This is a genomic window from Halogeometricum limi (assembly GCF_900115785.1).
In the GTDB taxonomy this organism is placed as follows: domain Archaea; phylum Halobacteriota; class Halobacteria; order Halobacteriales; family Haloferacaceae; genus Halogeometricum; species Halogeometricum limi.
In genome coordinates this window covers 141,216-167,309 of record NZ_FOYS01000005.1, presented here as the reverse complement: position 1 = coordinate 167,309, position 26,094 = coordinate 141,216, and the positions used below count along the sequence as shown (strand labels likewise).

25 protein-coding genes are annotated in these 26,094 nt (G+C 65.5%); 14 read left to right on the top strand and 11 right to left on the bottom strand.

Going from position 1 to position 26,094, the window contains the following annotated elements; genetic code table 11:
• Window positions 1-66: 66 nt before the first annotated feature.
• A complete protein-coding gene (locus BM282_RS14805) occupies window positions 67-1,056 on the bottom strand; it encodes a hypothetical protein (protein WP_089882466.1) in 990 nt (329 codons plus the stop codon).
• Window positions 1,057-1,494: 438 nt separating this feature from the next.
• Here BM282_RS14805 and BM282_RS14800 point away from each other — a divergent pair, with 438 nt between their 5' ends.
• The 4 genes from BM282_RS14800 (at window position 1,495) to BM282_RS14785 (ending at window position 5,349) form a co-directional block, all read left to right on the top strand.
• Window positions 1,495-2,226 (top strand): fumarylacetoacetate hydrolase family protein, encoded by a 732-nt coding sequence (locus tag BM282_RS14800; RefSeq protein ID WP_089882464.1) that lies wholly within the window; start codon window positions 1,495-1,497, stop codon window positions 2,224-2,226.
• A gap of 1 nt (window position 2,227) precedes the next feature.
• Window positions 2,228-3,007, top strand: coding sequence for an SDR family NAD(P)-dependent oxidoreductase (locus BM282_RS14795; RefSeq protein WP_089882462.1), 780 nt, complete (start codon window positions 2,228-2,230; stop codon window positions 3,005-3,007).
• Between the two features lie 109 nt (window positions 3,008-3,116).
• The gene (locus BM282_RS14790) at window positions 3,117-4,457 is read left to right on the top strand and encodes a M24 family metallopeptidase (protein ID WP_089882460.1); all 1,341 of its coding nucleotides are present in this window, start codon (window positions 3,117-3,119) and stop codon (window positions 4,455-4,457) included.
• Window positions 4,458-4,575: 118 nt separating this feature from the next.
• Complete coding sequence (locus BM282_RS14785) at window positions 4,576-5,349, top strand: SDR family NAD(P)-dependent oxidoreductase (RefSeq protein ID WP_089882458.1); 774 nt, start codon at window positions 4,576-4,578, stop codon at window positions 5,347-5,349.
• A 36-nt stretch (window positions 5,350-5,385) separates the two neighbouring features.
• On the opposite strand, the gene BM282_RS14780 is transcribed toward BM282_RS14785, so the two are convergent.
• Window positions 5,386-6,354, bottom strand: a complete 969-nt coding sequence (locus BM282_RS14780) for an asparaginase (RefSeq protein WP_089882457.1) — start codon at window positions 6,352-6,354, stop codon at window positions 5,386-5,388.
• A gap of 96 nt (window positions 6,355-6,450) precedes the next feature.
• Between BM282_RS14780 and BM282_RS14775 the strand changes: the two genes are divergently transcribed.
• On the top strand, window positions 6,451-7,797 hold the full coding sequence (locus tag BM282_RS14775; RefSeq protein WP_089882455.1) for a dihydroorotase: 1,347 nt from the start codon (window positions 6,451-6,453) through the stop codon (window positions 7,795-7,797).
• 61 nt (window positions 7,798-7,858) lie between these two features.
• Window positions 7,859-9,133 (top strand): FAD binding domain-containing protein, encoded by a 1,275-nt coding sequence (locus BM282_RS14770; RefSeq protein ID WP_217642713.1) that lies wholly within the window; start codon window positions 7,859-7,861, stop codon window positions 9,131-9,133.
• Between the two features lie 34 nt (window positions 9,134-9,167).
• Here BM282_RS14770 and BM282_RS14765 read toward each other — a convergent pair whose 3' ends face one another.
• From BM282_RS14765 to BM282_RS14755, 3 genes are all read right to left on the bottom strand, one after another.
• Window positions 9,168-9,650, bottom strand: a complete 483-nt coding sequence (locus BM282_RS14765; RefSeq protein WP_217642712.1) for a VOC family protein — start codon at window positions 9,648-9,650, stop codon at window positions 9,168-9,170.
• Window positions 9,651-9,711: 61 nt separating this feature from the next.
• The gene (locus BM282_RS14760) at window positions 9,712-10,377 is read right to left on the bottom strand and encodes a nucleotidyltransferase family protein (protein WP_089882451.1); all 666 of its coding nucleotides are present in this window, start codon (window positions 10,375-10,377) and stop codon (window positions 9,712-9,714) included.
• Window positions 10,374-10,736, bottom strand: a complete 363-nt coding sequence (locus BM282_RS14755) for a hypothetical protein (RefSeq protein WP_089882449.1) — start codon at window positions 10,734-10,736, stop codon at window positions 10,374-10,376. Before BM282_RS14755 ends, BM282_RS14760 begins: the two co-directional genes overlap by 4 nt.
• Window positions 10,737-11,140: 404 nt before the next feature.
• Here BM282_RS14755 and BM282_RS14750 point away from each other — a divergent pair, with 404 nt between their 5' ends.
• A complete protein-coding gene (locus tag BM282_RS14750) occupies window positions 11,141-12,235 on the top strand; it encodes a DUF4432 family protein (RefSeq protein ID WP_089882447.1) in 1,095 nt (364 codons plus the stop codon).
• A 93-nt stretch (window positions 12,236-12,328) separates the two neighbouring features.
• A complete protein-coding gene (locus BM282_RS14745) occupies window positions 12,329-13,540 on the top strand; it encodes an aminotransferase class V-fold PLP-dependent enzyme (protein WP_089882445.1) in 1,212 nt (403 codons plus the stop codon).
• A gap of 71 nt (window positions 13,541-13,611) precedes the next feature.
• On the opposite strand, the gene BM282_RS14740 is transcribed toward BM282_RS14745, so the two are convergent.
• Window positions 13,612-13,992, bottom strand: coding sequence for a Rid family detoxifying hydrolase (locus BM282_RS14740; protein WP_089882443.1), 381 nt, complete (start codon window positions 13,990-13,992; stop codon window positions 13,612-13,614).
• Window positions 13,993-14,163: 171 nt separating this feature from the next.
• Here BM282_RS14740 and BM282_RS14735 point away from each other — a divergent pair, with 171 nt between their 5' ends.
• From BM282_RS14735 to BM282_RS14725, 3 genes are all read left to right on the top strand, one after another.
• Window positions 14,164-14,919 (top strand): sugar phosphate isomerase/epimerase family protein, encoded by a 756-nt coding sequence (locus BM282_RS14735; protein ID WP_089882440.1) that lies wholly within the window; start codon window positions 14,164-14,166, stop codon window positions 14,917-14,919.
• Between the two features lie 90 nt (window positions 14,920-15,009).
• Entirely contained in the window at window positions 15,010-16,035 is a 1,026-nt protein-coding gene (locus BM282_RS14730; RefSeq protein ID WP_089882438.1) for a Gfo/Idh/MocA family protein, read from the top strand.
• Window positions 16,032-17,018 carry a Gfo/Idh/MocA family protein gene (locus BM282_RS14725; protein ID WP_089882437.1) on the top strand — a complete coding sequence of 329 codons (987 nt, stop codon included), beginning with the start codon at window positions 16,032-16,034 and terminating at the stop codon, window positions 17,016-17,018. Before BM282_RS14730 ends, BM282_RS14725 begins: the two co-directional genes overlap by 4 nt.
• Window positions 17,019-17,084: 66 nt before the next feature.
• On the opposite strand, the gene BM282_RS14720 is transcribed toward BM282_RS14725, so the two are convergent.
• The 5 genes from BM282_RS14720 to BM282_RS14700 form a co-directional block, all read right to left on the bottom strand.
• The gene (locus BM282_RS14720) at window positions 17,085-18,077 is read right to left on the bottom strand and encodes a Gfo/Idh/MocA family protein (protein WP_089882435.1); all 993 of its coding nucleotides are present in this window, start codon (window positions 18,075-18,077) and stop codon (window positions 17,085-17,087) included.
• Entirely contained in the window at window positions 18,074-19,072 is a 999-nt protein-coding gene (locus BM282_RS14715) for a Gfo/Idh/MocA family protein (RefSeq protein WP_089882433.1), read from the bottom strand. Before BM282_RS14715 ends, BM282_RS14720 begins: the two co-directional genes overlap by 4 nt.
• 55 nt (window positions 19,073-19,127) lie before the next feature.
• Window positions 19,128-20,408: a Cdc6/Cdc18 family protein gene (locus tag BM282_RS14710; RefSeq protein WP_089882431.1), complete on the bottom strand. Its 1,281-nt coding sequence runs from the start codon at window positions 20,406-20,408 to the stop codon at window positions 19,128-19,130.
• A gap of 239 nt (window positions 20,409-20,647) precedes the next feature.
• Entirely contained in the window at window positions 20,648-21,346 is a 699-nt protein-coding gene (locus BM282_RS14705; protein WP_089882429.1) for a PIG-L deacetylase family protein, read from the bottom strand.
• Between the two features lie 61 nt (window positions 21,347-21,407).
• Window positions 21,408-22,211, bottom strand: a complete 804-nt coding sequence (locus tag BM282_RS14700) for a sugar phosphate isomerase/epimerase family protein (RefSeq protein ID WP_089882427.1) — start codon at window positions 22,209-22,211, stop codon at window positions 21,408-21,410.
• Window positions 22,212-22,316: 105 nt separating this feature from the next.
• On the opposite strand from BM282_RS14700, the gene BM282_RS14695 reads away from it, so the two are divergent.
• The 3 genes from BM282_RS14695 (at window position 22,317) to BM282_RS14685 (ending at window position 26,093) form a co-directional block, all read left to right on the top strand.
• Window positions 22,317-23,342 (top strand): Gfo/Idh/MocA family protein, encoded by a 1,026-nt coding sequence (locus tag BM282_RS14695; RefSeq protein WP_089882425.1) that lies wholly within the window; start codon window positions 22,317-22,319, stop codon window positions 23,340-23,342.
• 98 nt (window positions 23,343-23,440) lie between these two features.
• Window positions 23,441-24,577: an ABC transporter ATP-binding protein gene (locus BM282_RS14690; RefSeq protein ID WP_089882423.1), complete on the top strand. Its 1,137-nt coding sequence runs from the start codon at window positions 23,441-23,443 to the stop codon at window positions 24,575-24,577.
• A 181-nt stretch (window positions 24,578-24,758) separates the two neighbouring features.
• Window positions 24,759-26,093: an extracellular solute-binding protein gene (locus tag BM282_RS14685; protein WP_089882421.1), complete on the top strand. Its 1,335-nt coding sequence runs from the start codon at window positions 24,759-24,761 to the stop codon at window positions 26,091-26,093.
• The last annotated feature ends 1 nt before the right edge of the window (window position 26,094 follow it).

Below are 26,094 nucleotides of genomic sequence, written 5' to 3'. Positions count from 1 at the left end.
ACCGCGTCCCCGAGGTTGTTAAGTGTATAGGTCGGACCGACCCGTCTCGAACGGGTTCGGGCGGACTCAGAGTATCTCGTAATCGAGTCGGTTCTCCCAGTCGTCGTCGACCAAACCGGCGTCGGCCACCGTTCGCATGAACTGCTTGTCTTTCTCGATGTACGCTTCGTCCAGTCCGGCCTCGGGGTAGACGTTCGACTGTGTCGTCTCCGTGACACCCTCTTTCAGGAGGACGCCCCACTCGACTGCGTACTTCGCGGCCGCTTTCTCCTGTGCGCCGAGGAGCGAGATGTTCTCCTCGTTCTTCGTCGAGATGGCGACGGCGTTGCGGAAGTACTCACTCAGACCCTGTTTCCACGCCGAGAGGTAGCTTTCGACGAACTCAGAGCGCTCGTCGAGGAAGTCGCGCCTGACGATGAGGTTGATGAGCGGCGGAACGCCGTATCCCAACTCCTGCATCTGCGGAACCGGCCAGTAGAGACCCTTCACTTCCGGCGGGTCCGTCATCATGTACCGGGCTCCGCCGTGCATCACGCTGGCCGAAACCATGTCCACCTTCCCGTCCGCGAGGAGGCGCGGGAGTGCAGTGTAGTCGGCGGAGACGACTTTGAAGTCGCCGTCTTCGGAGAAGTCGTAGCCGTAGTTGTCGGCGATTATCTGGTGCACCGGGATGTCGCCACCCGCCCACGACCCGATGCCGACCGTTCGGTTCTCTCCGACGACTCGGTCCAGCGTCTGTTGGATGCCGCCGGAGTTCTCGGGGTCCAGGTCACTACCTGCGCGGACCATCATCCCCATAAACATCGTCGCGACTTTGCCGACGACGACGAGGTCCATCTCCTTCTCCGTCGCCATCCGGGCCGCCTCCAGCGTGCTGAAGTGACCGACTACCGACTTTCCGGCGGCGAACAACGGCGCGTCGTCCCACGTTCCCTGAAGCGTCAGTTCGGTGTCTATCTCCGCCATCTTCTCGTCGATTATTCCCTGATTCTTCATCTCGTTTATCACCACCGCCCAGTAACCGATCGGTGGGTACGCGGCGGTGAGTTCCGTCACATCCGCACTCGATGCCGTGCCTGTGCGAGAACTACCCCCGTCGTCCGGCCGGTCCGTGGCAGTTTGGTCGCCCGCCGGTCCTTCGGTGTCGCCGAGGCACCCCGCGAGTACGGCGACGCTACCTGCGATTCCCGCTCGTCTGAGAAACGTCCGTCTGCTACGCATGGTTCTTGCTAGCAAGCGTCATGTGATTGGTTAAGTGTTGTGGTGAATCTCTCGGTAGATGGTCTATAGCTCCCGAAATTGGGTGTTTCGGTGATACCGAACGCGTCATGCGAGCGCACAACGGGACGAGGCTCGACGAGGAGACGCCGAGCGGTGTCACCGACTCGTGCCGGGGTGTCCGTCAGAGCCGAACGGTTTCTGCGCCGAGGCGGGTTCGAGACACCAACGTTCAGAGGGAGAAAACGTTATCACGTAACACACATACTCGACTGTATGCGACGCGTACGATTCCGAAATCCAGCGGGGAGTATACAGACGGGCGAGTGGAACGACGAGGGAATTCACTTCGGCGGACGGACCTACGACCCCGAGTCGGTGGACGTTCTCCCACCGACAGAACCCTCGAAGATAGTCTGCATCGGCCTCAACTACGTCGACCACGCGCACGAGGTGGACATGGAGATACCCGACCGGCCGATGATGTTCCTGAAACCGCCGAACGCGCTCGCGGGGCACGGAGATACAATCACGCTCCCGCGGGGCAAAGAGCGGGTGGACTACGAAGCGGAGTTGGGCGTCGTCATCGGTGAACAGTGCAAGAACGTCGCCGAAGCGGACGCGATGGACGTGGTCGGGGGATACACGTGCGTCAACGACATCTCGAACCGCGACGACCAAGAGGTAGAACAGAACTGGGTTCGTGGAAAGGCGTTCGACAACTCCGCACCCATCGGTCCGGTGGTCGTCCCGCCGGAAGACGTGGCCGACGACGCGCGCGTCCGCCTCCGCCTGAACGGCGAAGAGAAGCAGAACTCGTCGCTATCGGAGTTCATCTTCTCGGTTCCCGAACTCGTCGCCGAGGTGAGTCGGTATCTGACGCTCGAACGCGGCGACGTCATCATCACGGGGACGCCGCCGGGCGTCGGACCGCTCACGGACGGGGACACCGTCGAAGTCGACATCGAGGGAATCGGCACGCTCAGAAACGAAGTTCGGGGGGAGTGAGATGGCGACAGACCTGTCGGGAGAGACGGTCCTCGTCACCGGTGCGGGTCGCGGAATCGGCGCGGGGCTGGCGACGGCGTTCGGCCGCGCGGGGGCGGACGTCGCCGTGGCCGCGAGAACGGAGTCGGAGATAACCCGCGTCGCAGACGAAATCGAGTCGGAACACGGCGTCCGGGCGGTTTCCGTCGAGACCGACTTACGGGACGTCGACGCCATCGACGACATGTTCGAGACGGTCGAATCGGAGTTGGGGACGGTCAGCGTCCTCGTCAACAACGCGGGCGCGAACGTCGCGGGGCCGCCGTTGGAGATGGACGTCGAAGCCGTGGACACGATGCTCGATGTGAACGTCCGCGCCGTGTTCGTCACCTCCCAGCGGTTCGGACGGGCGTTCCGCGAGTCGTCGCTCGACACCGGGCGGATCATCAACGTCGCGAGCGTCATCCCCGACTTGGGCGTCCCCGCGATGACGGTGTACGGCGGGACGAAGGGTGCGGTTCGTGCGCTCACGAAGGGGTTCGCCGCGGAACTCGCCGACGACGGCGTCACCGTCAACTCCGTCTCGCCGGGACTCGTCAGAATCGACCGGACCGAACGGGTGATGGAAGAACACGGCGACGACCTGTTCGACTTCGACCGACTCCCGGTCGGCCGGGTCGGAGAGGTCGACGACGTGTCCGAAGCCTGTCTGTACTTGGCGTCTGAAGGAGCCGCGTACGTCACGGGGACGGACCTCCTCGTCGACGGGGGCGTCGAATTCACCGCCGGACTGTACAAGTAACAGTCCGGACCGGAGACCGGTCGCGGGACCCGGCCGCGACTATCTCACGACCCGGAGCGGTGTGGGTAAATGCTAAATACTGACACGCAGAGATAAGTAACGGAAGACGATGACAGAAAGAGACGAGCAGACGCCGCTTCGGAACCACGAGTTCATCTCGGAACCGCACGAGTACAATCCCCGCCGCCTCTTCAGCAAGTCCGGGACGGACTACTGGGGACAGGTAAACTACGACCGACTCCGGGGTGACCGACTCGCGAAGGCGCGAAAGCACATGGAGGAGGCGGGACTGGGTTCGATGTTGCTCTTCGCGGGAGAGAACATCCGGTACGTGACGGGTGCCTACCAGGGCAACTGGAAGTACAACATCTTCATCCGCTACGCCGTCCTGCCGAAGGGCGGCGACCCAGTGCTGTTCGAGACGGTGGGGTCAGACCTCATCCGCTCGGAGATGGACCTCCCGTGGATAGACGACGTCCGTCCGGCGATGACGTGGCGGTGGGCGGAGGGCGCCGAGGGGATGATGGCCGAGAAGATGGCAAAGAGCGTCAAAGAGGTGCTCGACGAGAACGGCGTCGCGGACGAACCCGTCGGTGTCGACGCGTACGACCAGACGGCGTTCGACGCGTTGAGCGCGGCGGGACTGACGCTGGAGAACGCGTGGCCCGCGATGAGTAGCGCCCGGGTGCGGAAGACGCCGGACGAACTCGAACTGCTGAAGATGTCCGCGGCGTACGGCGACGGCGCGATGTGGCGAGCGATGAACGAGTGGACGAAGCCCGGAATTCCGGAGAAAGAGATAACGGCGAAGGTGAACGAGTACCTGTACCGAAACGGGTTCGACAGCGTCTACGACATCATCGTCGCCAGCGGCGGGCGGACGAACCCGTACGGCCGGTGGGCGACGGATAAGATTCTCCGGCAGGGCGACCTTGTCATCTGTGACATCAACGCCGTCGGCCCCGGCGGCTACTTCATCGACTACGTCCGGACGTGGAAGGTGGACGCCGACCCGACGGAGAAGGAGATAGAGTTGTACGAACAGTGTTACGACCAACTCTACCGCGCCATCGACAAACTCCGACCAGGCAACACGACGAAGGACGTCGCCGAGGAGTTCCGCGAGTACGACGACGACGAGTACGGGTCCGTCAGCATCCAACAGGCCGCCCACTCTATTGGAATCTCGCTGTACGAGGGGATGTGGATGTCGCGGGCGTACTCGCTCGACTACCCCGCGGAGATAGAGGAGGGGATGTACTTCGCCATCGAGACGTTCGCCGGACACGAGGGACTCGACCAGACTGTCCGACTCGAAGAGAACGTCATGGTGACGGACGAAGGGCCAGTCATCACGACGCTCTGTGAACATCCCGACTACTTCACGGACCACTTCGACCACCGAGACTATCCCTTCCTCGAGGACGCGCCGGGACACGGACCGGCGTGAGCGACTGAGAACGAAGGGGAAACAGTAGAGGCATCATCAGCGACGGCGGGCATATCGTCGCTGGACCGCGCTGGTCTCGCGACGCAAACGTTATCCACCCGGTCAGAGAAGCGAAAGTATGTTAGACGGAACCACGGCGTTCGTCACCGGAGCGAGTCAGGGAATCGGGAGAGAGATAGCGGTGACGCTCGCGCGCGAGGGAGCGAACGTCGCGCTCGCCGCACGGAGCGACGGCATCGAGGAGACGGCAGCGCAGATTGACGACCCTGAGCGGGTGCTGACCGTCCGCTGTGACGTGACCGACGAAGGCTCCGTCGAAGACGCCGTCGGAGCGACCGTCGACCGCTTCGGCGGCGTCGACTGCGTCGTGAACAACGCCGGTATCGCGGGCCCGACGAAACCCATCGAGGAAGTCGAACGCGAGGAGTGGGACCGGACGATGGCGGTGAACGTCACGGGAATGTACCTCGTCGCAAAGCACACCGCACCGCACCTCCGCGAGAGCGACCGAGGGCGGATGGTCAACGTCTCGTCTATCAGCGGAAAGCGTCCGCTAGAGAGCCGAACCCCGTACACCGCCTCGAAGATGGCCGTCATCGGCCTCACGCGAACACTCGCCTTCGAACTCGGTGACGACGGGGTGACGGTCAACGCCGTCTGTCCGGGGGCGACGCGCGGACCGCGCATCGACGACATCATCGAGCGACAGGCCGACCAACTGGGCGTCGACTACGAGACGGCGAAGGCCGAGGTGTTCACCGACGACACGGCTCTCGGCCGGTTGGTCGACGCGAGCGACGTCGCGGAGATGGTCGCCTACCTCGCGAGCGACGCCGCACGCCACGTGACCGCACAGGACGTCAACGTCGACGGCGGAACGGTCTGGTACTGACGCGGTGTCGAGCGTGAGGAAGTCGACTGAGTCGACTCACGGGCGCTCGAACGCCTCGTCGAACGCGTCGGCGGCGTGCGCGACGATGGTCCGTACGCGCGTCTTCTGGAGGTTCTGGTCGGAGTAGTAGCAGCCGAGTTCCCGGAGCGTCGCTTCGCTCCCTCTGAAGCCGTACGTCTCGCGAGCGAGTCGTCCCTCCGGGCACCGCGTCGTCGCCACGATGGGGACGTCCCCGTCGCGGAGCGATTCGAGCGCGGGGATGATTCCCGGCGGAACGTGCCCGGCACCCGTCGCCGCGAGGCAGAAGGCGGCGCTGTCGGCGGCGGCGCGAATCACGGCGTCAGTCATGTCCGCCGTGGCGAACGCCGCGACGACGTCGTTCGTCAGTCGGTCCGGGTCCACGTCGAACGTCGGCGTCGGTTCCGCCGGGTGGTGTCGCCAGACGACGCGGTCCTCGTCTATCGTCGCCAACGGACCGAACTCCGGCGACCGGAACGTATCGACGTTCGAGGAGTGCATCTTCGTCACGTCGGCGGGCGCGTGGAGTCGGTCGTCGAACACGACGGCGGTGTTCTGTGAAGTCTCTCGAAACCGTTCGTCACTCGCGGCGCGAACGCTCGCGAGGAGGTTCGCCGGGCCGTCCGCGCCCGCGAGCGAGGGGTTCCGCATCGCGCCCGTGAACACGACCGGCGTGTCGCCGCCGTAACAGCAGTCGACGAAGTACGCGGACTCCTCTAAGATGTCCGTCCCCTGCGTGACGACGACGCCGCTCACCTCGTCGTCCTCGTCGTACGACCGCACCACCTCGGCGAGTTCGTGCATCTGTTCGACAGTGAAGTACGGACTCGGAACGTTCGAGAAGTCGTGCGTTCGAACGTCGGCGACCGAGTTGAGGCCCGGTACGGCGGCGACGAGTGCATCTCCGGTCAACTCGGGTTCGGCGTCTCCGCCCTCACTCTCTGTCGATGCGATGGTACCTCCGGTCGAAACGACGACGACTGTCATACCCCCGCTACTCCCAACGCGGCGTTAAGTGTTACCCGGAATCTGCGACCCGAGAGAGCGCATGAGTAAAGTACACCCGCGTCGTCGTGCGAACGTATGACGTACGACCTGGTGGTTCGTGGCGGCACAGTCGTGACTGCGACCGACTCCTTCGAGGCGACGGTAGCCGTCTCCGACGGGCGGTTCGCGGGTATCCTCGACGCAGACGCACCGGTGGAAGCCGACGAAGTGGTCGACGCGACGGGGTTACACGTGCTCCCCGGCGGTGTGGACCCGCACGTGCACATGATGGACCCCGGAGACACCGACCGAGAGGACTTCCCGACCGGGACGGGTGCGGCCGCCGCGGGCGGTATCACGACGGTGGGCGAACACCACCGGACGGACCCGACGGTGCTGAGTGCGGACGTCCTCGAACAGAAGCGCGACTACCTCACGGACCGGGCGCGCGTGGATTTCGGTCTCCTCGCGGGCGGGCATCCCGACAACGTCGACGACATAGCCGAACTGGAGGAGGTCGGAACGCTCGCGTACAAGAGTTTCACCTGCGAGGTCCACGGCGTCCCGGCCCTCCAGAGCGCCGACATGCACCGACTGTACAGCGAAATCACTCGCGTCGGCGGAATCAGCATGGTGCACCCCGAGGACGAACTCATCGTGAACGCGAACCGAGAGCGAATCGAGGCGGAGGGTCGAACCGACGGGAGCGTGATTCCCGAGTGGCGGTCGAAACTGGCCGAACAGGTCGCCGTCTCGACGACGCTCCGCGTCGCGAAGGAGACGGGGACGCCACTCTGGTTCGCACATCTGAGCCATCCGGAAGTCGTCCGCCAGACGACGCGAGCGAAGGAAGACGGCGTCCGCGTCTACGCCGAAACCTGTCCGCACTACTTCTACCTGACTCGAGAGGACGTCGAGTCGGACGCGCCGTATACGATGTTCACCCCGCCCGCGCGCGAGGAGTCCGACCGCGAGGAGATGTGGACGCTCCTCGCGGACGGCCACATTGACATGGTGAACGCGGACCACGCGCCGTCGACCCGAGAGCAGAAGGCCGCGGGCGAGGACGACGTGTTCGAGGCCCCGTTCGGTATCCCGGGCGTCGAGACGGTTCTTCCCCTCCTGTTGAACGGGGTGAGTGAGGGCCGCGTCTCGCTCGAACGCGTGGTGGACGTGTTCGCGACGGGACCGGCGAAGATTACGGACCTCTACCCTCGGAAGGGGGCGATTCGCGTCGGAAGCGACGCCGACTTCACGCTCGTCGACCTCGACCGAACCTGGACCATCCGGGACGAAGACATCGTCGCGAAGTGCGGGTGGACGCCGTTCGACGGCCTCGAAATCACCGGGCGCGTCGAGTCGACGTACGTCCGCGGGTCACCGGTCTACGAGGAGAGGCGCGTCGTCGGCGAACCCGGATACGGCGAGTTCGTCGCGCGGTGAGTACCGCCCACCGGGGCGGGCGACCGTAGGCATTTATACTACCGGCGCGGCACTCTGCGGTATGGCGACGCGAGTGTACGACTACCCCGGTGAACCGAAGGTGGATTACGACGACCACGTCTACTACGGTGCGGACGTCATGCGAGACTCCTATCGACTCCCACCACTGCACGGGGGCGACGACGAACGTGTCGGTGCCGACGACCGACTCGATATCCTCGTCTCCGGGGGGTCGATGGGAGGACTGTTCACCGCGTTAGCGCTCTATCAGGCGGGCCACGACGTGCACGTCTTCGAACGAACCGCTCGGGGGAAGATGAAAGACAGAGGGGCGGGTATCATCGCCCATCCGGAGATGCTGGCGTACCTCGAACGCGAGGGAGTCTCCCCGCAAGAACAGGTGTCCATCACGACCGACCGGAGTCAGTATCTCGACAGCGACGGGGCGGTGGTCTACGAACTCGACAGCGAGATACTCACCACCTCGTGGGACACGGTGTATCGGAGTCTGCGCGACGCCCTCCCCGACTGGCGCTACCACATGGGAAAACGCGTCGTCGACGTGACGCAGGACTCCTCGGGCGTGGACCTGACTTTCGAGGACGGCGATACCGCCGCCGGTGACCTCCTCGTCGTCGCCGAAGGCTATCGGTCGACGACGAGAGACCAGTACCTCCCCGACACGGCGCCGGAGTACGCCGGCTACGTCGCGTGGCGGGGCGTCGTCGACGAGTCGGAACTCACGGCCGCACAGGCCGACCTCTCCGAGCAGTTCGGAGACATCTACTCGTTCTACCACGCCGAGGACTTCCAGATACTCACCTATCCCGTTCCCGGACCGAACGGCGAGGTCGAACCCGGACGGCGGCGCATCAACTGGGTGTGGTACTACAACGTCGAACCGGACGAGTTGAACGAGGTGTTGACCGACCGGTCCGGAGAGCGTCGTCGGTTCTCGCTCCCGCCCGGGTCGATGCGCGAGTCCGTCAGAGCGCACCAGGTCGCCGTCGCCGAGGCGCGCCTCCCGCCGCAGTTCGCCCGACTCGTCGCCGCCACCGAACGACCGTTCGTCCAGAACATCTACGACCTCTCGGTTCCGCAACTCGTGTTCGACCGCGTCTGTCTCCTCGGCGACGCCGCGTTCTTCATCCGGCCGCACATGGCCGCCGGAACCGCTCACGCCGCCGCAGACGCACTCGCCCTCGGCGAGGCACTCTCGGACTACGACTCTCTGGAGAGCGCGCTCTCCGGGTGGGAGGAGTCACAGCTCGAACTGGGGCACGAGATGGTCGAGAAAGCGAAGCGTCGCGGAGAGATATACACCGGGCGACGCTGAGTCTCCGACGACGGGCGCGCGCCGCCCGGACCGGTCACTCGCGGAGGTTCAACGTGGCGCGGGCGGCCTCGCCGCTCTGCGAGGTGAGTTCCGACCGATTGGTAATCTGCTCGCGCAGGTCGTCGTCCAGCGTGGTCACGTCGGGATGGTCGACTTCGACGAGGTTCCCGGCGGGGTCGTTGATGTACAACTGGACGACGCCGTCCGGCAGTTCGAAGAGCGCCCCCGGGGCCGAGTCGTCCCAGTTCGCGAAACAGTCCGTTTCGACCGCGTACCGGTACACGGCCTCGAAGTCCGGCACAGTGATGCCGAAGTGGTGGTACGAGGGCGCGTCGACCTCGCGTTCGAACAGATGCAGTTGCGCGTCGCCGCACTGCATCCACTGGACGGGTACCTCGAAGTTCGGCGTCGGAACGGGTTCCATATCGAACAAGTCGCGGTAGAACGCGACGGAGTCGTCTAAGTCGCGGGCGAGCACGCTCACGTGGTTGATGGTGGCTGTCATCGTCGCTGTCACGTCGGTAGTATCGGGAGAGGGCTTCAAATATGTTCGTGCCTCGGTACCGAGTGTCGAGAGTCTACCCATCGTTCGACCGGCCGTCCCTGCGTCCGTCGGTGTATCGGCGAAGGTCCGACCGGGTGTCGACGTCCCGCAGAATCCCCGCGTCGTCGACGTCGACAAGTCGGACGTCTCGACCGTTCTGGAGGAGGTCCCGGCCGCCTCGGTCACCGTCGAGACGCGACAACGCCCCGAACCAGCGAGCGCCGAACAGCACCGGATTTCCCCTACACCCCCGATAACACGGCGCGACGATACGCTCGTCCCCCTCACGAAACGCTTCGACGAGTCGGTCGACGGTCGGCGCACGGAGGAGTGGCATGTCGCCCAAGAGAAACACGACAGCGTCCCAGTTTCGGTCCTGCGCGAACGCGATTCCCCGCCGCACCGAACGGCTCTGTCCCTGAACGTAGGCGTCGTTGTGCAGAACCGTAACCTCGGGACGCGCGACGACCGCACGCACCGACTCGGCCTCGTGTCCGACCACGACGGCGGTGGCGTCCACCGTCGAGGCGCGCGCCGTTCGGACGACGTGGTCGACGACCGGTCTGCCGTCGAACGGTTCGAGGAGTTTGTTACCTGCCTCGAACCGAGAGCCGAGGCCCGCCGCGAGGACGACGCCGCCGACAGTCGGGTGCGTCTCTCCGTCGGTTGGAGCGGCCCCGTTGCCGTCCGACTCGGTCACTCTATCAGCCCCGCTCTCTGGGAGACGAGAATCAGGAGCGCGAAGAGCAGATACCCACCGACGACGATGTCAGCGTCTCGCGCCGCAGTCAACAACAAGTACCCGCCACAGGACCCGACCAGTGCGATACCGGCGGTCCGAAACGAGCCACAGGTCCGAAACCGGTCTACCGTCCCCACGACGTAGAGCGCGATGGTCGCGACGATGAACACCCCGTCCATCGCCGTCACCGACGGATCGCGCGTCGCGGCGAACACCAAGAGACCGGTCATCGCCACCGTCACGAGAGCGGTCGGAACGTTGACGCCGCGTACGCTCCAGAGTTGTAGCTGCCGTTCGAACTGCGAACTACGGCCCATGTTCCGTGTGAGACAGACACATACAAAAGTGCTTCTCCGAGAGGGGAACACCGCGCACCACAATGGGACAGATTCGGCCACGAAGTGGCACCAAATTGTATTATTACTTCCGTCGAAGGGTTATTATTAGATTTTTGACACACTATTTTCCTCTATTCTTAATGTGGTATTTTCGATAAACCGACTTCATTTCCAATCAATCATCTATATCGACACACAAAACCGAGACATGATAGTTCATGATGCACTTGGGGCGATTTACACGCATAACATAATGTTAAATACTTAGATTTTGGAGTGCGGGAATCGACCGAAACCTCGACACGAAGAGACCGCGGACGCTCACCGACTATCGGGAGCCGAAGACCCCAAGGTTGTTATCGCCTGTCGTGTAGAACGGACGTATGCGCCCAGACTGGAACAGTAGCGTCCGCGTCTCGACGGACTTCGCGTACCGCGGACTCGACGCCGTCCTCTTGGAGAACACCCACCTCCGGGTCGTGCTCCTCCCGGAGAAAGGCGGAGACATCGTCTCGCTCCGCGACAAGCGTACCGACGTCGACGTCCTGTGGCACACCCCGCACAACTGGCACCCGCCCGAAGACCGGTACCTCCCGGCGGAGGCGAACTCGACGTGGAACGACCACTACCCCGGCGGGTGGCAGACGAACCTCCCGAACGCCGGCGGCGGTCACGACATCGCCGGGAGCGCGTACGGACTCCACGGCGAGAGCGCGCTCCTCCCGTGGGACGCCTCGGTCGTCCGCGCCGACGACGACGCCGTGACCGTTCGACTGACCGTCGAACTCGTCAGATATCCGTTCGAGGTGGAGCGCGAACTCACGCTCCGCGCCGGCGAGTCGCGCCTCCGAATCGAGGAGTCAGTCACGAACCTCGGCGGCGTCGAACTCGACTACGTCTGGCAGCAGCACGTCGCACTCGGCGAACCGTTGCTCGCGCCGGGCGCACGGTTGGACGTCCCCGCCGAGCGTGGTGTGGTCGAGGAGTACGGGGACGCCTACCCGAACCGCCGTCTCCGGAGCGGTGCCGAGTTCGACTGGCCCGCCGCCCCCGGCGACGACGGCGGAGAGGTCGATTTGGCAACCGACATCCCCGACCGAGACGCCGAGATTCACGACCTCGCGTACGCGTTGGACCTCGAAGACGGCTGGTACGCGCTGACCAACCCGGACCTCGACTTGGGGTTCGCGCTCCGGTTCCCGACGGACCCGTTCGAGTCGCTGTGGTACTGGCAGCCGTTCGGCGGGTACGCGGAGTCACCGTTCTGGAACAGGACGTACAACGTCGGTCTCGAACCGACCACGGCGTACCCCGGCGACACGCCCGGCCAACGCGAGACGGAGACGGTGAAGACGCTCGAACCCGGCGAGACGGTCGACGCGACGTTCGTGGCGGCGACGTACGGCGGTCTCTCGGCCGTCGGCGACGTAACGCCCGACGGCGACGTCCGCGGCACCGAGACGAACGGCGGGCGCTGACCCTCGACCCGACGGACGTACCGACGACTCTCAGTCGAGTGAACGTCCCGATGTTTCATAACCGGCGGGCACGCAGACGATAGCAGACAGAACATGGAAGACGAAACGACCGTCTACGAAGAGCTCGGCGTCCCGCGCGTCGTCAACGCGGCGGGAACGAAGACGCGAATCGGCGGGAGCCTCATCCGACCCGAAGCGGTCGAGGCGATGAGTCGCGCCGCGGAGGCGTTCGCCCGACTGTCGGACCTCCAAGTTCGAGCGGGCGAACTCATCTCTGAGGTGACCGGAGCGGAGGCGGGCTACGTCGGTAGCGGGGCGGCGGCCTGCATGACGCTCGCCGCGGCGGCCGCCATCGCCGGCGACGACCTGGGGACGATGGCGCGGCTTCCGGACACGGACGGAGTCCCGAACGAGATAGTGATGCCGCGGACGCACCGCAACGGCTACGACCACGCGTTCCGGGCGGCGGGAGCGGAAATCGTCGACGTCGGCAACAACGACAACTACCTCGGGACGGGGTCGAACAGCACGGAACCGTGGGAACTGGCCGACGCCATCACGGACGACACCGTCGCCGTCGGCTACATGCAGAAGGTGTTCAGTACGCCGCCGCTGGAGGACGTCGTCGACGTCGCACACGAACACGACGTCCCGGTCATCGTCGACGCCGCCGCGGAAGTGCCGCCCCGAGAGAACCTCTCCGCGTTCGTCGAGGCGGGCGCGGACATGGTCGTCTTCAGCGGTGGCAAGGCCATCCGCGGGCCGCAGACCACCGGCATCCTCGCGGGAAAACGAGAGTACGTCCGCTCTGCCGCCCTCCAACACCTCGACATGCACGTCGCCGAGTCCGTCTGGGAACCGCCGACGGAACTGTTCGACAAAGACGCTCTCGACGGCGTCCCCCGACAGGGAATCGGGCGACCGCTGAAAGTAGGCAAAGAGGAACTCGTCGGCCTCATCGCCGCGTTGGAGGCGTTCCTCGAAGAGGACCAGACCGAACTGGACGCCGAGTGGGAGGCGCGACTCGCCATCGTCGAAGAGGGGTTAGCCGACATTCCGGGCGTGACGACGAGGCGCGAACCGGGCGGGAAACTCATGGTCGCACCCGAAACGTACGTCGACGTCGACCCCGAGGCCGCCGCCGTCGACGCCGTCGAACTCGTCGGGTCGCTCAGGACGGAGACCCCGCGAATCTTCGTCGGGTCCGACGACCTCTCGGACGGTGGGTTCACGGTCAATCCGATGTGTCTCACCGACGACGAGGCGGCGTACGTCGCAGAACGGATTCGGGAGGCGACGACGTAGACGACGATGGCACCGCCATAGACGACGGTGCCGCCGCGGTCACCGACTTTCCGCACCGCGAACCACCGAACTCAGGATTCGACCGACGCGATTACCTCTATCTCGACGCCGATATCGATTGGGAGGGCCGCGACTTCGACCGCACTGCGCGCGGGGTACGGGTCGCTCACGTACGTCTGGTACACCTCGTTGACGGCGTCGTAGTCCGACATGTCGGTGACGAACACGGTCGTCTTCACGACGCTGTCGAGCGAACTTCCGCCCGCTTCGAGGACCGCCGCGACGTTCTCCAGCGTTCGAGCGGTCTGTTCACCGATGTCGTCGCTGACCACGTCGCCCGTGTCCGGGTCGACGGGACCCTGCCCGGAGACGAAGATTCGTCCGTCGTCGACGATTCCCTGTGAGAAGGGGCCGATACTCGCTGGTGCCGCGTCTGTCTGTATCTCTTTCATCCGTCGTCGATAACCACGACGGCGGGGTGCTTAGTGGTTTCTCCGACGGAATCGAGGAGACTGACCGTCGCGTCGAGACGGTCCGGGGACACCGACCGTCGCGGCGAAAACGGTGCCTCGGTGAGAAACGTCGGAACGGCTATGTGAGTGGCTCACGACGTCCGTCCCGAGATGGTTCGACCAGCGATTCAGCTCTACACGCTCCGCGAACTCGACGGCACGCTGACCGAGACGCTCCGCCGCGTCGCAGACACCGCGTACGAAGGCGTCGAGTTCGCCGGTCTGGCGGGGAACTCGGCCGCGTCCGTCGCGGACACCCTCTCGGAGACGGGACTCGAAGCCGTCGGTGCACACGTCCCGCTCGACGCGCTACGAGACGACTACGAGTCCGTCGTCGACGCCTACGGAGAACTCGGCTGTGAGCGCATCGTCGTCCCGACGTACGGCGACGCGGCGTTCGCATCCGAGACGGGCGTCGACGAGGCGGCCGCCGAGCTCTCCGCGCTCGCCGCCCGTCTGACAGACGACGGCTTCGAGACGCACTACCACAACCACGCCTACGAGTTCGCCGAGCGAGACGGCGAGTTCGACACGGCGTACGACGCGTTCGCAGCCGACACCGACGGCCGTCTCGACCTGGAGTTCGACGTCGGACTCGCGCGCCACGGCGGCGTCGACCCGACGACGTATCTCGACCGGTACGCCGACCGAATCTCGCTCGTCCACCTCACCGACACCGTCCCCGGCGACGACGAGTCGCTTCACGTCGAGTTAGGCGAGGGCGTCGTCGACGTCGACGCCTGCGCTCGCGCGGCCGCAGACGCCGACGTCTCGTGGCTGATACACGAGAACGGACTGACGACGGACCCGGCGACGACGCTGACGGAGAGTGCGGCGCGGGTTCGAGAACTCGTCGGCGCGGTGTGAACGACCCGGCCGGAACGCGCGACGAAATCGCCACACGTCGCGCAGTCGGCGGGCACAACGTTTATCAGAGACAATGTGGTACGCAGGCTCATGCGAAGAATCGTCGCGGTCGGAAGCGGGCCGGCGGTGCGAGGCCACACCGAACGGTACGCCCGCTTCGACGACGCGGTTCTCGTCGGAGTCGTCGGCGGCGACCCGACGGCCGAGGGCGACGATTCGACTGCCGAGGGCGGAGGCGTCGAAGACGACGGCGACAGAGACGGCGACGGCGACGTGGAACGGTACGAATCGGTCGCGCAGGCACTCGAATCGGCGGCCATCGACGGCGTCGACGTCTGTGGACCGGGCGCGGCCCACGGCGACGCCGTCGACGCCGCGTTGGACGCGGACGTTCCGGTTCGCTGTGACCCGCCGTTCGCCCTCGACGAGACGCGTCTCGACCGACTCGTCTCGCGGGCCGCAGCGAGCGACGGGTGGCTACTGACGGCGTCGCCACACCGACACTCTCGGCTGTACGGCCACCTTCGATCGGCCGTCGAAGCGGGTGACATCGGGTCGGTCGGCGTCGCTCGAATCAAACGAACCGCACCGTTCGAGCCCGTCGGGTGGAACTGTTCGTACGCCGGCGTCGCCGCCGCCCCGACGCCCATCGATGCCCTGTGTTCGGTGCTCGCGCACGACGCCGACGTGCTGGAGTGGACGTTCGGCACCGTCGGTCGGGTGTTCGCGCGGGCGCAGACCGATGCGCGAACCGACCATGCACACGCGGTTCTCTCGTTTCGAGACGGCGGGCGTGCGACGGTCGAAGCGACGTGGAGCGGTGCGTGCACGCCGGAACCGCGCCTCGAAGTCGAGTACAGCGGTGACCACGGCCGCCTCGACTTCGACGAACACGACGCGTCGACGGCACTCAGAAACGGGGGAGGCGCGAAACGCGTCGACCCGCCGGAGGACGACTGTCGCGGCCGACTCCTGCGAGCGTTCGTCGAACGACTCGGCGAGGAACCGAGTTCGGTTCCGGGAGTCCACCCGGAGCACCCGTCCCGCGTCGCCGCCGCCGTCCGCCGGTCCGTCGACGAGGGGCGACCGGTCGCTCTCGCGGAGGAGTCGCTGTGACCGTCGACGTCGGCGTCTGTTCGACCGCTCACGTCAACGCAGAGGTGTACGCAGCGCTCCTGTCGAAACTTCCGGAGGTGAACCTCGTCGGCGTCTCGGGCGAGACGGGCGCGCGCGTCCGCAAGCAGGCGAACAGCGTCGGAACGGAGGCGATGTCGCATCGCCAACTGATGCGCGCCGCCGACGGCGTCGTGGTGTGCTCTCCGACCGCCAGACACGAGGAACTGATGACGCTCGCACTCGACCATCGCGTCGCCGTGCTCTGCGAGAAACCGCTCGGAACGTCGCTCCAGACGGCGAAGGCGATTCGAGACCGGTGGGAGAACCGCGGCGTCGCCGCCGGCATGGCGATGCCGATACGGTACAGTCGTCCGATGCGACGCCTCAAAGAACGGTACGAGGACGGGACGGTCGGCGAGTTGGTGGCCGTCTCTGGCGTCAACCGCGGTCGGATGCCCGGCGGGTGGTTCGTCGACCCCGACCTGTCCGGCGGCGGGGCCGTCTCGGACCACACCGACCACATCGTCGACGTGGTCAGGTGGATAACCGGCGAGGAGGTCACCGAAGTGTACGCGGAGACGGCGACGCGGTTCTACGACATCGATGTCGAAGACGTGAACCTCCTCTCGATGACGCTCTCGAACGGGGCGTCGTTCGTCCTCGACGGGTCGTGGAGCACTCCGCAGAAGAACCCGTTCTGGGGGGACGCCAGCGTCGAACTCGTCGGGACGACGGAGACGGTGTCGGGCGACTGTTTCGGGCACCAGTTCGACCGGGTACGCGACACGGGCCGCGGACGACACACCGAATCCATCTACTGGGGTGCCGACCCGAACAACGCGCTGTTGCGGGACTTCGTCGCCGCGATTCGCGGCGACTCAACCGTGGAGACGTCGCTCGACGACGGGGTGCGAACCGCCGCCGTCATCGCCGCGGCGTACGAGTCCGTCGACCGGGGAGAACCCGTGACCGTCACGTACTAGCGCGTTCGTCTGGTCGTTCGGTTCGGCCGAAACGCGACCGTTCGGTTCGCGGGCGGGGTCGCTCTGCTACCGATGCTCGACGGCGACGGCCTCGGTTCGCTCGGCCGATTCGTACGCCGCTTCGACGACGGCGACGTCGTTGACGGCGTCGGCGACGGTCTTCATCGGCGGGCGGTCCTCGCGCACGGCGTCGACGAAGTCGCGGACGAGACCCTCGTCGGGGTTCGACCCCCAGTAGACCGACTGGATGGCCGGGTCGGCGTCGTCGCTGGTCTGCTTTAGTTTCTGCCCGAAGCAGTCGACGGAGACGACGCCCTCGCTGCCGACGAGTCGGAGGGTCGCGTCGCCCCAGAAGTCCCACTCGTCGGGCTTGCTCCAGGAGCCATCGAGGACGAACTCGGTGCCGTCGGTGAGCGTCATCGAGAGGAAGTTCACGTCTTCGACGCCGATGTCGTGGAACTTCGTTCCGGTCTCGGCGTACACCTCGTCGACGTCCTCGCCGGTCAGCCATCGAACGACGTCGACGATGTGCACCGAATGGTCCATCACTGCGCCGCCGCCGGACGCCTCCTCGTCGACGAACCACCCGCCTGGCATCTGCCCGCGATTCGTCCCGCTGAGAAAGCGGAGGTCACCGAGCAGACCGTCCTCCATCGCCGTCTTCGCGTTCCGAACCGGTTGACTGAACCGAAGCGGCATCGCGACGCCCGCGTTCACGCCCGCCTCCCGGCAGGTGTCGGCTATCGCTCTGGCCTCGGCAACGGTGGGTGCCAGCGGTTTCTCACAGAGGATATCGACGCCGGCGTCGGCCGCGCGTTCGACCCACGCGAGGTGGTCTGCGTTCGTCGAACAGACGACGACGCCGTCGACGTCGGCGAACAGGTCGTCGGGGTCGCGGTAGTCGACGCCGTAGTCGTCCGCCGCCGCCCGCGCGTCCGCGACGCGGTCACCGACTTCGGTGACGCCGACCAACTCGGCGTCCGGGAGGTCCGAGAGCGAGTCGGCGTAGGAGTGAGCGTGGTGGTGCGCGGTCGAACAGAGACCGATTCTGACGGTCACGTCCCCACCTCCGCGGGCGAGACGGGTTCGCCGCGTTCGCTGGAGGCTATCGCGGCGAGCGCGATTCTGACCGCCGCGCGGGCGTCGTCCGGGGTGATGTCCGGGTCGCGACCCGTCTCGACGCAGTCGACGAAATGTTCGAGTTCCTGCGTGTACGGACTCTTCGCGAGCGGACTCGACGGAGCGTTCGCCCCCTCCGCGCCGCCGGAGACGCGGACGGCGTTCTCGTCGCGAGCGTCGAACTCCAAGAGGCCGCCGTCGCCGGCGAGTTCGTAACTGGTGACGAACGGCGACCCGTCGGGGTAGCCCCACGACGCTTCGACGTGTCCCGTCGTCCCGTCCTCGAAGCGCAGCAACACCGAGGAGTGCTGGTTCAGGTGGCCGTCGTCCCACTCGGCCGTCCGAGCGAACACCCGGTTCACCTCGCCGACGACCCAGCGGAGGTAGTCGAAGTCGTGGATAGCCATGTCGAGGAGGACGCCGCCGCTCTGGTCTTTGTCTCCGAACCAGGAGTTGGTGCCGTACCGCGGCGGGGCCGAGAGCCGTTCGGTGTGGAGCGTCCCCAGCGTGCCGATTTCGCCGGCGTCGATGCGGCGCTTGGCCTCGACGTACTCGGGGAAGTATCGGAGGACGTGCCCGGTCATGAACGTGATACCGGCGTCTTCGACGGCGTCGACGATGGCGTCGGCGTCCGCCACGGTTCGAGCGAGCGGTTTCTCGCAGAACGCGTCGAGGCCGCGTTCCGCCGCCGCCTCGACGAGCGACCGGTGCGTCGGCGTCGGCGTGCAGACGTCGACCATCGTGACGTCCGCGTCGTCCATCATCTCTTCTGCGTCGCCGTACACGTCCGCATCCGGTGTGTGTTCCGCCGCGAACGCCTCTCTATCGTCTGAGAGCGAGGCGACGGCGACCACCTCCGCGTCGGCGATTTCCTGATAACTGGTAGCATGAGTCGTGGCCATGAAGCCACTCCCCACTAGTCCAACTCGTTGCATCAGTGCTATCGTGCGGAACTCGCGATAATAAAACTTCTGCAGGGTGAGACGTGGGTCAGATGTTCGACCACGTCGTCGTGGTACCGCCGGACGCGAAGCCGACACCGGCGAACCGGCCGCTCTGGTCGAACGCCGACCGGACGAGCGACGGGTCCTCTAACAGTCGGTGCTGGAGGTAGCTTCCGCGGGCGCGTCCGCCCCCCGTACGCGTTATCTCCAGCACTTCGAGGAACTCCCACTCCCGCAACAGGTCGTGGACGCGGCGCTTCGAGAGCGTCTCTAGCCCGGTCTCCGCGCAGATGTCTTCGTAGGCGGCGTACACCTCGGGCGTCTTGAACGTCCGCGTCTTCTCGACGAGTGCGAGCGACGTGACGGCGAGGAGAGTGGCCTTCTGTTGAACCGTGCCTCCGGCGATGAGTTCTCGCATCCGGTCGCGTTCGGCGACGTTCTTAGCGTCCAGCACGTGGTCGGCGGTCAACTGGTCGCTCCCGTCACTCGCCGCGAGTTCGCCCGCGTGTCGGAGGAGGTTGATGGCCTTCCGGGCGTCGCCGTGTTCCTCGGCGGCCAGACACGCGCACTTCGAGACCACGTCTTCGCCGACGACGTCGTCGTCGAACGCCGACAGGCGACTCCGAATTATCTCGCGGAGCGCTTCGCGGTCGTACGGGGTGAACACGATTTCGCGCTCTTGGAGGCTACTCTTGACGCGTTCTTCGAGTCGGTTCCGATACTTTATCTTGTTACTGATACCGACGACTCCGACCGAGCACCGGTCGAGTTTGCCCGCCTCGGCGGCCCGCGACAACTGCATGAGATACTCGGTGTCGTCCAAGCAGTCGATCTCGTCGAGGACGACGAGTGCGACGTCGAAGCGCGCGTCGAGAACCTCCCAGAGCAGACCGTAGTACCGCGAGCGACCGAGTCCCGTCTCGGGGACGACGACGCCCGTCTCCTCGGCGTCGTTCAACCCTCGAACCGTCGCCCGCACCGCCCGCGTCTCGGTGTCGTCCTGCGAGCAGTCGACGATGACGCGCCCGACGTCGACGCCGTTCTCCGCCGCCGCCTCCACGATACGCGTCGTCGCGTACCGCGCGCAGAGCGACTTTCCCGTGCCCGTCTTGCCGTACAGGAAGGCGTTGCTCGGCGCGCCGCCCGTGAGTGCGGGGTTGAGTGCCGTCGCCAGGCGGCGTATCTCTTCGTTCCGGGCGACGATGTGGTCAGGGGCGGGCACGTGGCCGACGTCGAGGAGGCTCTTGTCGGCGAACACACCCTGCTGCATGCTGAACGCGTCCCCGAGGACGCTCGCGTTCTCGACCGGGGCGTTACGCCGTGTCATGTTGTGACGATACCCGACAACCGTGATAAATTCACCGTGGTCCCGCCGGCGACGACAGTCCCGTTCCCGAACGTGTCTCTACCCCCACCCCTCGTTTCACCTGTATGGCATTACAGATTTACGGTTGTAATGGAATGGGAAGCGTTCACTAGCAACCGAGTAACACAGGAGAGCGACACGTCGGTCTCACGGGTGGGTCGCGTCGGTCCGAGCGTCGAAAGAAGAACCGTCCGGTCGGGTCAGGCGAGGTAGTCGTCGGCGCTCTGGTGGAGGGGAACGAACCCTTCGGCGTACTCGACACCTCTCGTCCGGCCGAGAACGCGCGACTCGGCGCGGATACCCTCGATGAGGCCGTCGAACTCCGCGTCGATACCGCCGTGTTCTTCGAGCCACTCGACCTGTGACTCGTGTTCGAGGATGGCTTCCTCTTTCGTCGAGTGGAACTCTGTCACGTCGATGTACGTCTCCGGTTCGAACGACGACGTCGGTTTCCCGAAGTAGTAGACGTTCTGCGGTTCCCACGGTTCCGCGTCCGTCTCCAGGAGGGGGAGCGAACACATGTAGTACGCGTCCGTCACCAGTCGGGACGTGGTTCGGTGGTCTGGGTGCATGTCGTCGCTGTAGTGGGTGAGTACCACGTCCGGACGCAGTTCCCGGAGCGTCTCGACGAGTGTGAGTCTGTTCTCCAGCGAGTAGGTGACGCGGCCGTCCTGAAAGTCGAGGAACGTCGCTTCGGCCCCGAGCGTCTCCGCGGCCGCCATCGCCTCGTCTTCGCGGGTCGCCGCGACTTCGGCTTCCGTCGTGTCGAACCCGCCGTACTCGCCGCGCGTCATGTACACTATCGTGACGTCGTCTCCCCTGTCGGCGTGCTTCGCGAGGGTGCCGCCGCAGAAGATGTCTGCGTCGTCGGGATGTGCGACTACTGCTGTGAGATGCATACACACGACAGTCTGGCAAGCCAGTAATAAGCGTTGTGCCGCTTCGGGTCGGGAGTCCGCGCTACGAGAAGAGGTGGTCGAGGTCGGACGCGACCCGCGGCGGCATCCGTTCGGGGGCCGTTCGGTAGGGGGGCACCTCCGCGGTCACCCAGTCGTCGTATCCGACGGCCGCGAGTGCCTCCGCGACGGCGGCCCAGTCGACGTCTCCCTCCAACGGGTACGTGAACGCGTCGATGGTGTCGACGTCGGTCCGGTAGTCCTTGACGTGGACTCGTTCGATGCGGTCGCCGAGGATTCGAATCCACTGCTCGGGGTGGCCGAATCGACGCACGTTGCCGACGTCGAAGTACGCCCCGACGGGGCCGGAGTCTCTCGCCTCGTCGACGAACCGGGCGAACTCCAGCGGCGAGAGCAGGAAGTCGTTCCAGACGTTCTCGACGCAGACGGTGACGTCGGCGTCCGCGCCGGCGGCCGCGAGCCGTTTCACCGAGTCGAGAGCGCGGTCGTACGCCTCGTCGTACCGCGTCTCCTCGTCGACGACGGCGGGGACGACGAGCACTGCCCCGGCGTCGAGTCGCTCCGCGACGGTTATCATCCGCTCTCCGGCCTCGATTCCCGCCGCTCGCGTCGCTTCGTCCGCGCTGGACAGCGAGCGCTCCCAGTGGAGGGTCGTCGACACCGCGGGGACGTCGAGTCCGAGTTCGTCCAGTCGGTCGGCGAACGCTCCGAGCGTCTCGTCGTCCCACAGCGGTCCGTCCGCCGTCAGATTCGGTTCGATACCGTCGTACCCGGCTTCCGCGAGGAGTTCGGCGTTCGATACGAGGTCGTCTCTGGGGAACCCCATCTCGTTGAGTGCGAACCGCATACGTACGGCTTGCCCCCCGCACCGAGTTATAGCTTCGCGTGGCGACCAGCCTGCGGAAAACGACGGGAGATACGTTTAACAGCCTCCGAACGGGTGTGTACTGACGTGACACTCGCTGTCGGATTCATCGGTGCGGGAGGCATCGCTTCGGTCCACTTAGCGACGCTCGACGAGGCGTCCGAAGACGGTCTGCGGGACCGAGACGGAGGGCGACTCGACGTCGAGTTGGTCGGCGTCGCGGACGTCGACGAGTCGCGGGCGCGGGAGGCGGCCGAACCGCGCGGTGCCGCGGCCTACACCGACGGCGTCGACCTCCTCGAATCGGAGTCGCTGGACGCCGTCGTCGTCGCCGTCCCGCCGTTCGCGCACGGCGAGTACGAACGAGTCGCGGCCGAACGCGACGTCGCCCTCTTCGTGGAGAAACCGCTCGGTCTGGACGCCGACGCCGTCCGCGAGACGGCGCAAGTCGTCGAAGACGCCGGGGTCCTCACACACGTCGGGTACGTCTGTCGGTACGCGCAGATAACCGAGCGTGCACGGGAACTGCTGGACGGTCGAACGATGGGTCACGTCGACAGCACGTATTGGGTGCCGCTTCCCGACACGCCGTGGTGGCGCGAACGGGCGCGCTCGGGCGGGCAACTCGTCGAACAGTCCACGCACGTCTACGACCTCCATCGGTACCTCCTCGGTGACGCGACGGCGGCGATAGGAAGCGGGACGGACCGCAGACTCGTCGACGCCGTCGACTTTCAGGACACGACGTCGGTGACGCTCGAACACGATTCGGGGGCCGTCTCGCACGTCTCGTCGTCGTGCGCCTCCCCGGAATCGCGGTTCCGGGTGCGAATCAACGCCGAAGACGCCTTCCTCGAACTCGACTACTTCGAGCACACGCTGACCGGAACCGTCGACGGCGAAACGGTGGCGTTCGAGGGCGACGGGGGCTGGTATCGGCGGGAGTTCGAGGCGTTCCTCCGTGCGGCCGCGGCGGAAAACGCGCGGGAAGCGGGAAGTGGAGACGCAGACGACGGCGTGCGCTCCGACTTCGGCGACGCGCTGAAGACGCTCGAACTGACGCTCGACGCACGCAGAGCCGCCGAGTCCGGCGGCCGCGTCTCCTCGCGGTGACGCGTCTTCGCGGGGCGTCGCGGCCGACGGTCGACGCCGACCCGGTCGTCCTGTAGATTTATTACAGTCTGTCCCAATTCGGCACGTAGTGAGTTTCCATGGGTAAGCTAGACATCCGCAACCTCCGGAAGGTGTTCGCGGACGGCGACCAGTCCATCGTCGCGGTCGACGACCTGGACATCGACATCAACGACGGCGAGTTCCTCATCTTCGTCGGCCCGTCCGGATGCGGGAAGTCGACGACGCTGCGTTGTATCGCCGGGTTGGAGACGGTCACCAGCGGCGAGATTCTCCTGAACGGCGACGACATCACGCACCAACCGCCGACGGAGCGAGACATCGCGATGGTGTTTCAGAACTACGCGCTCTACCCGCACATGACCGCCCGGAAGAACATCGGCTTCGGACTGGAGATGTCGACGGACATGTCCGGCGACGAGATAGACCGGCGGGTGTCGAAGGTGGCGGAGATGATGGGCATCGGCGACCTGTTGGAGAAGAAACCCGGCGAACTCTCCGGCGGCCAACAGCAACGCGTCGCCCTCGGGAGAGCAATCGTCCGCGAACCGGAGGTGTTCCTGATGGACGAACCGCTGTCGAACCTCGACGCGAAACTCCGGACGACGATGCGGACCGAACTCCAGAACCTCCAACAGGACCTCGGAATCACCACCATCTACGTCACCCACGACCAGACGGAGGCGATGACGATGGGCGACCGTATCGTCATCCTCGACGGCGGCGAACTCCAACAGATCGGAACGCCGTTGGAGTGTTACTACGAACCGAACAACCGCTTCGTCGCGGGGTTCATCGGGTCGCCCTCGATGAACTTCTTCGACGTGGAGTACAGCGACGGAACCCTCGTTCACGACAGTTTCGAGTGTGACCTCTCCGAGGAGACGAGAGAGCAACTCGCCGGACACGAGGGAGCGTTGACGCTCGGCGTCCGGCCCGAGAGTTTCGACGTGAGAGGCGAACGGGGACCCGAGACCATCGCCGCACCCGTCACGGTCACCGAACCGATGGGCGAAACGACGTACGTATACGTCGACATCGGCGACCAGCAGTACACGGTGACGCTCACCGGAGAGCGAGTCGCCGAGACGGGGACGACGCTCGAACTGGCGATTCCCGAGGAGAAGATGCACCTGTTCGACGCGAAGACGGGCGAAGCGGTGAAGTCGCGGAGCGTCTCGAACGCGACGAACGTGAGCGTCGACGTCCGCGCCTGACCGCTCTGCGCCCGAAACCGTCTGCGACTGTCGACGTCGCGCCCGACGACGAGGCGTGCGGACGTCCCATCCCGCCGAACCGGCGGCCACCCACCCTCATCACTGACGAGACTGGAGTCGTGGTGTGGTACCACCTGCCAAAGATTTATGACGAACGCCCGTTTTTCTCCGACGAGGCAGTATGAGCAACAGAAATGTCACTCGACGGAAGCTCATCGCGCTGGCGGGCGCTGCTGGCGCGGCGGGGCTGGCTGGATGTTCGAGCGGTGGAACCAACGGCGGAACCGACGGCGGCGAGTCCGGCGGCGGGTCGGGCACAGGGACCGACTCGGGCGGCGACAGCGGTTCCGACGGAGGCGGAAGTGCCTCTACGGCAACGCTGTGGGCGTGGAACGACCCCGGACTCTCGCCGATACGAGACGAGCAAGCGAGCGAACTCGCACAACAGAGCGACGCGATTTCGGACGTCAGCTGGGAGTACTACCCCTTCGAGAACTACCTCGCGAAGGCGACGACGGCGATTCCGGCCGGGAACGCGCCGGACAGTCTGGCGCTGTCGGTGCTGTGGGTGCCGCGCTTCGCGGACAAAGGCGTCGCGCTCAACCTCGAAGAGCACGGCTTCGACCCGGACGACTACGTCTCCGCCGCGCGGAGCAACGCCAGCTACGACGACACGCTGTGGGCCGTGCCGTGGTACGCCGACTGCCGCCTCGTCGCCATCAACACGAAGATGTTCGAGGAGGCTGGACTGGAGGTTCCGGACCCGACGTACCGACCGAGTTGGGAGGAGTTCGGGTCGTGGGTCGACACCCTCGCGAAAGAGCACGGAACGGGCTACTCGATGTCCGCGGGCGAAGGGTTCGACTGCTTCGCGCTCTCGAACGGCAGCGGCTACCTCAACGAGGACGGGACGGAGGCCATCATCAATAACGACGCCGCTCTCGAAGCGGCGAACTTCCTCCAACCGAAAGTCGTCGAAGAGGAGAGCATCATCGCGCGCAACCCCGGCGGAACGGCGGCCATCGAGGACCTGCTCGCCGGGGAGTCGGCGATGTGTTTCGCCGGGTCGTGGCACTACCCGCGTCTGCGCGACAGCGGCCTCGACTGGCAGTACATGCCGTACCCGGGCGGACCGCAGATAGAGAAGAGCCACACGTGGAGCGCCGGCGTCTTCTACTCGATTCCGAAACGCGGCGGTGCGAACCAAGACATCGGGCTGGAGTGGCTGAACTACATCAACTCGATGGAGGTGCAGAAGAACGTCACGAAGTCGATGGGCGGGTTCCCCGGCCGGAAAGACGCCTACGAGACGGACGCGTTCCAGTCGTTCATCGAGAACAACCCGAAACTGAAGCCGGTCGCACAGGAGATGGAGAACACCATCTCGTTCCCGAGTCACCCCGAGGTGACGAAGATGTGGAACACGGTCCACACGCAGGCGCAGTCGATGTGGCAGGGTGAAGAACCGGAGAAGGCGCTCGACAAGGCGGCGAAGGAGATCAACGCACTCCTCTGAC